This is a genomic window from Candidatus Acididesulfobacter guangdongensis, from assembly GCA_004195045.1.
Taxonomy (GTDB): domain Bacteria; phylum SZUA-79; class SZUA-79; order Acidulodesulfobacterales; family Acidulodesulfobacteraceae; genus Acididesulfobacter; species Acididesulfobacter guangdongensis.
The window spans coordinates 493,735-500,352 of sequence record SGBC01000003.1 but is presented as its reverse complement, the minus strand read 5'-3'; the positions used below and the strand labels follow the sequence as shown (position 1 = coordinate 500,352).

Genomic DNA, 6,618 nt, shown 5'->3' with positions numbered 1-6,618 from the left:
ATTTGTCAAGTTATTTTCATTATATTGTGGTATAGTTTCATTAAATTTTGTAATTTATATTTTTAAAAAATATGATAAAATCAAAAAAAATAATTTTAAATAGTATCAATAAATTTTGGAATCTACAGCAGTATTTACAATAAAAAACTTGACGATATTTTAGCTGCAATCGGATTAAATAGCAAAAGGGAAACACCGGTTGCATCAGGATTGTTTCCGTTAATGAACGCCGATGAAATTAAAAATATGGATATAAATGATGTTTTAATCTATTCAAAATTTACAAGACCGTTTATTGTGTCTTTAAGATGACGGCAGAGCGGTACGATAATATTCCGGTATTGCGATGAATATTAACACAACTTCACCACTTTTATTATTCTAAAATTATAACAAATTGATATTATTATATTTTATTTTTTATTTTGTAGTTCCCGCAGACATTTTTATTACCCCATAAATATAGTAGTAATATCAGTGTATTGAGATAATTATGGTGAAATTGGGTTTAAGATATATTTATTTCAGTTTTTCAGCTTTATAGCCTGTATCATAGATTTTGCCAGATTCTTATAAAAAGAAGAACTGCCGTTTTTTTTCAATATTTCGTAGTATTTAATAGCTTTTTTATAATTTTTGTTTTTCAAATAAATATAGCCTATCTGGGATAGTTCGTATTGAAAATGTTTCCCCGCAGGCTGCATTTTATAGGCTTTTGTAAAATAGCGCAGGGCATTATTAAATTGTTTCAGTTTATAGTATATTATTCCTGAATGGTAATAGCCTGAGTTTATTATAGCAGGCTCTTTTTTTGCAAGATTGTTATTGAGCAAAAGATTGAAATAACGCAGCGATTTATCTGTCAAACCGCTGTTATAATCGCTCATAGCTAACCGGTATAATGTTTTAACGTATTCTTTTCCTTTGAGTCTGTTTAAATTTTCATTAAGAAGTTTCAGCATGTTTTTTTTAAGACCCAATCTTTTATTATCATGAATTTTAAGATTTAATACCTTCTCAAACAGGATTTCATTTTTAATTAGAGGCAATTTAATGTTATCTGCTAATTTTAATGAATGTTTATAATTTTTTGCCATATAATAAATATGGGCTAAATAATACAACGAATTAATATTCTTGTTTCTATTGTAATATTTATTTGCATAATATATCGCCTGTTTTACATTGCCTTTTTTAAGGTATATTTCAGAAAGCATATAATATATATCTGAATTTAAATTATGTTTTCCTATCAGAAAAGATTTGCGTTTATACATTTTTAATGATTTGTTATAACGGTGCTTTAAGAAATTATTTTTCATTGCCTTATATAATAGTTTTGAAGCTATTTTCTGATATTTTTTTTTGTTTTTCAGACTGTTCTGAAAATTAAATAATATTCTGCTTATACAATTAAAACTTTTATTATAATTATTTAGCATCGAATAATATTTAAATAAATATTTGAGAGCTGACAGTTGAATAGAAGGGTAGTCTATATTTTCGCTTTCAAAATCAACTAATTTCAAACCGTTCCGTATAGTATTTGTTTTATTTTCTCCAATTAAAGATTCCCCGTATTTCAACATTGATATATTATAATAATAATTTTTGCCGCAATATTTTAAACTAATTCTAAAATCTTTAGATGCAAACACATATTGTTTACGTTTTAAAAATATCAATCCTTCAAAATAACTTTTATAGCACAGGTCTTTTCTATACGGTTTAAAAAGATGTTTAATATTTAAAACCAAAAGAGCCTTCTTAAAATCAGATTTAGTATTAATAAGGTAGTTCAGATATATTTTATTAAAATTATTGCCTCTTGTTAATAAAAAAGCGTTTTTACTTAAAATGTAGCGCAATTTCTTATTGTTTAATATTTTAACGGCATTTTTAATATCGACGGATTCTTCATATGATGCTCCAAGGTAAATCAAAGATTTTAGGTGCAGCCTTTTCATATAGTTTAATCTTTTACCCGCTTTGATTTTTTCTTCGGTCTTTTTTACCAGAAATTTAAAATCTCTCACCGAACGTCTTTTATTTTTAAGATTAAAGTCGCATTTTGCCATAAAATAAACCACAGAATATATCTTTGAATAGTTAGGTTCTTTAAAAATAATATGCTGAAAATACGGCTTAGCTACTAAAAAATCGTTATTAAGGAAGTAAATTTTCCCCAACAGAAAATATACTTTTGCGTCATTTAATTTGTTTAACGAATAATTATCCAGAATAAATTTCAATAAACGGCATGATTTACCGTATTGTTTAGATTTGTAATAATTATCGGCTTTTCTATAAAGAACGGCAGCCTTATTCTGGAAAGCGGCGGCAACGTGGATGCTGCTGTTTGACGCAATGCTGCCGCTGTTTGCGCTGAATGCCTGATGCACTGACGTAAAAGTCAGCATATATAAAAATACAATGAATACAATGAAGATTATTAAAATAAAAACCGATTTTCTGTTCATTATTTGCCGCCGTACCTTTTTATTTTTTCTATAAGCGTGGTTCTGTTTATACCCAAGAGTTTTGCCGCTTTGTCTTTTACGCCGTTTGAAATTTCCAGAGCCTGTTTTATAAGCTGTAATTCGAAACGTTCGACCTCATTTTTTAAATTTATTGTATTTTTATTTAAATCATAACTGTTTATCGTGTCTGAATTGATTAAATTTTTATTTAAATCAGATTTATTTAAATCTGAATTATTTATCGTATCTGAATTTTTTTTATTTAAATCTAAGTCTGATTTATTTAACTTATTTAACTCATAACTGTTTATCGTATTTTTATTTGAATTGGTATCATTATATATTTCATTAGTTTTATTAGAATTTTTATCTGTGTTTATAATATTTTTATTTAAATTAAAATCATATATTTCGTTAGGTTCGTTAGAATCATTCAAATTTTTGTCATTAGCGGCTGTATCGGGATCTGCAGCTGTATTGTCTTTATATATTTTATTTATATCTGAGTTTTTAAAATATTTATCCGGTATTTCATCTTCTGAAATTACGCCGCTTTCGTTTAAAACTACAAGCATTTCCATGATATTTTCTAATTCTCTGATATTGCCGAACCAGTCATAGCTCAGAAGAATTTTAACGGCGTTTTCGGACATTCCGAAAACTTTATTGTTTTTTGCAATGGCAAACTTTTTCAGAAAATGGTATATTAATAAAATTATATCAGGTTTTCTTTCTCTTAAAGGTAAAATATGTATAGGTATTACATTAATTCTATAAAATAAGTCTTCCCTGAACAGATTTTTTGCTATAAGTTCTTCTAAATTTTTGTTTGTAGCGGTGATAATTCGGCAATCTACTTTAACCGGTTTTATCGAACCGACCGGCTCAATTTCATGTTCCTGTATCACTCTTAACAACTTTACCTGAAGACTAAAATTCATATCGCCTATTTCGTCAAGAAAAATTGTAGATTGGTTAGCCAATTCAAATCTTCCGGGTTTATCGGCATAAGCGCCTGTAAAAGCGCCTTTTTTGTAACCGAATAATTCGCTTTCTAACAATTCTCCGGGCACTGCGCCGCAGTTAACAGGAACAATATTTTTTTTATTTCTTTTAGATTTTTGGTGAATTAATTTTGCTATAAGTTCTTTGCCTGTTCCTGATTCTCCCGTTATTAGCACATTGCTGTCTGAAAGAGCGATTTTCTCTATGCCGTCTATAATTTTTTTTAGTTTAGAAGAAATACCGTATATATTTTCTTCTAATTCTGTGTTAATATCTTCTAAAAGGGAAGATTCTATATCTACAAATGCATTGCTATTTTTCTTTTTAAAAATTTTGGAATCTACAAAGTTTTCAAATTTAATTTGGCTGATATTTTCAGGATACAGAGCATGGTCTATTTTATGTTTTATGAGCTCTAAAATATTTTTTTCAGATAAGTCATGGATATGTTCGATATATGCAAAAAGATTTATATTTCTTTTAGGACCTATTTTTGCAATATGAGAAATATTGAGCGGATTATACTGAAAAATAATATAAGTCGGATTTTCGAAATGTTTTGGAAGTTCGCCGCAATTTTTAAGCAGTTTTATTTTATCTGCAGATAATGTTTTTAAAAGAGCTTTTTTTATAAAATTTTCGGTTTCTTCTTTTTGCGCAACTATATACGCAAGGTATGGAAAAACATTCTCTGTCTGACTGCCGCGTGTCATTTTTAATTTATAATTTTTTAAATAATTTTTTAATTTATAATTAAAGCTAAAGGTATTATGTATTATGATTACAGTAATAATTGACGGATATAATTTTATATTTAATTCTTATTTCAAAATAAACGTAAAATCTGAAAAATTACAGGAATTACGGAATAACACTATTATTTTACTATCAAGATATTATAATGTAAAAAAAAATAAAGTGATAGTTGTTTTTGACGGTTATTTGACGCAGGAACCTTTTGAGTCAAAATATAACATGGGAAATATTGAAGTAATCTATTCAAAAAGAGGTGAAAAAGCTGATGCCGTTATAATGCGAATAGCGGAAAATATCAGGAATTCGTTAGTAGTCACCAATGATAATGAAATTAAAAGATATGTTGAAAGATTAGATAACGTTTCAAGTATAAGTCCGGAAGAATTTAAAGTTATAATTAACAATATTATCAGTGAAGAGGAAGACGAAGGTAATTATTCCAACGATTATGATTTTACGGCTTGCGACGGAGACGATGAATTTTGCGGCGGGCATGAACATTCAAAGAATACCAAGAAAAAAGGTAATCCGCATAGACTCTCTAAAAAAGAAAGGCTGAAAATGCGAAAAATTAAAAAACTTTAAAATTCTCTCCAATATATTGTTGTCACGTATTGTTATTGTTATCAGTCTGGAATAATTTTATTAAAAGCTTTTTCTATCTGCTTTAGCTGAGTTTCTATTCTAGCGTCTATTTCCCCAAAATCTGTCTTAATAAAGGTATTCCCAGGCAGCAGATTAGGGTCTGACATAAACGAAATTTTAGATTGTTTATTTTTTGACAGAGTTTCTGCCGTTTCAGAATTTTTGCTGAATGAATTATAATCGGAAGGATTCAAATATATAATAATATTTGTAGAATCTGCAGCTCTATCCAAGACGGCAGATATTGTACTTTTTAAAAAATCATTGTCGGACAGAACTGCGGAGTTTACTATTTTTTCGGCAATTTTTAACGATAGTTCAATAGTTTCTTTTTTGACATCATTGTATAAAACATTTTTAAATTGACCGATGTCTGATGCAACTTGCGTCATATTTTTGACTTCTTTTGCTAAAGATTGAATGGCTTCTATTTTACCTGTCTTAAAACCTTCAGTATATCCATTGGCTTTATTTTCTTTAAATATTATTTCACCCTTATCTTCAATTGTTTTATTTAATTTTCTTTTATAGCTTTCTATATGATTTAAAATAAATTTCTGAATTACCGGAGAAACAGCTTCAAGGGCATTAAGCAATTCTTCGTCTTCTTCAATATTTCCGCTTTTAATAACATTTGCTAAAATAATTTTAGAACCGTCGTATATCGTATCGCTTTCTAAATTAACCTCAAAATTTCTAATAACATTTGACATAATTTTTTATTTTACTTTATACAAGTTTTTCGCTTTCCGATTTTACCGCAATGCTTATTTTGCCTTCATCTTCTAATCTTCTAGCAATTTTTAATATTTCATGCTGAACTTTTTCAACTTCGGAAAGTTTTTTTGGTCCCATAGCTTCAAGGTCGTCAACTATCATTTCCTGCGCTCTTTTTGAAACGTTTGCAAGAATTTTATCTTTCACTTCGTCGCCCGCTGCTTTGAGAGCCATAACTATCTGATCGTGAGAAATTTCACGCAGAATAACCTGCATAGATTTATCGTCAACTTCGGCAAGGTCGTCAAAGGTAAACATCAGTTCTCTTATTTTTTCAGCCTCTTCTTTGTCAAGTTTTTCGATATCGTTCATAATAGGCTCTTCAATAGATTTATCCATATTGTTAAGTATCTCGGCGACTATTTTAACGCCCCCGACTAATTTGCTCTGGGTAGAACCGGCAGATTTCAGCTGTTCCTGAAGCACTTCGTCAAGGTCTTTTATAACGCCGGGCGGGATTCTTTCCAGTTTAGACAGTCTGAAAACCACTTGAGACCTTACTGATGCAGGCAGGAGGCTTAAAACTGCCGCAGCCTGCATCGGTTCAAGATGTCCCAGTATAAGAGCGACGGTTTGAGGATGTTCATTTCTGACAAAATCGGCTATAACGTGGGGGTCGAGCCATTTTAATGTCTCTAAACCTTCTTCTTCTATAGGACCGTGTAAATTATCCAAAACTTTTTTAGCTTTCTCAGGATCAAGCGACCTTGCAATTAAATTTTTCACGTAATCGTCGGCTTTAATAACTAAATCCACATTGCCGAAATTTGAATTGAAATCTTTAAGTATAGCATCAGAATCCTCTTTGGAAATAGGCGGAAGCTGATTCATATATTTTGTTATTTTTTGAATTTCAACAAGGTCTAATTTCTTAAATATCTCTGAAGCGGCATCTTCGCCTATTGAAACAAGAAATGCTGCGGCTTTTTCAGGTCCTATAAATTTTTTTGCCATA

Annotated in this window: 4 protein-coding genes and 1 pseudogene; 1 reads left to right on the top strand and 4 read right to left on the bottom strand. The window is 29.5% G+C overall.

Translation table 11 applies throughout. From position 1 onward, the window contains the following. Positions 1 to 524: 524 nt before the first annotated feature. The gene (locus EVJ46_08570; protein RZD16228.1) at positions 525 to 2,480 is read right to left on the bottom strand and encodes a tetratricopeptide repeat protein; all 1,956 of its coding nucleotides are present in this window, start codon (positions 2,478 to 2,480) and stop codon (positions 525 to 527) included. Between the two features lie 521 nt (positions 2,481 to 3,001). Further along, positions 3,002 to 4,198: pseudogene (locus tag EVJ46_08565) on the bottom strand (sigma-54-dependent Fis family transcriptional regulator). Between the two features lie 64 nt (positions 4,199 to 4,262). On the opposite strand from EVJ46_08565, the gene EVJ46_08560 reads away from it, so the two are divergent. After that, complete coding sequence (locus EVJ46_08560; protein RZD16227.1) at positions 4,263 to 4,826, top strand: hypothetical protein; 564 nt, start codon at positions 4,263 to 4,265, stop codon at positions 4,824 to 4,826. A gap of 41 nt (positions 4,827 to 4,867) precedes the next feature. Here the strand turns inward: EVJ46_08560 and EVJ46_08555 are convergent, their stop codons facing one another. Then, positions 4,868 to 5,599: a hypothetical protein gene (locus tag EVJ46_08555; protein RZD16226.1), complete on the bottom strand. Its 732-nt coding sequence runs from the start codon at positions 5,597 to 5,599 to the stop codon at positions 4,868 to 4,870. 16 nt (positions 5,600 to 5,615) lie between these two features. Beyond that, positions 5,616 to 6,617 (bottom strand): flagellar motor switch protein FliG, encoded by a 1,002-nt coding sequence (gene fliG, locus EVJ46_08550; protein ID RZD16225.1) that lies wholly within the window; start codon positions 6,615 to 6,617, stop codon positions 5,616 to 5,618. Position 6,618: the final 1 nt, after the last annotated feature.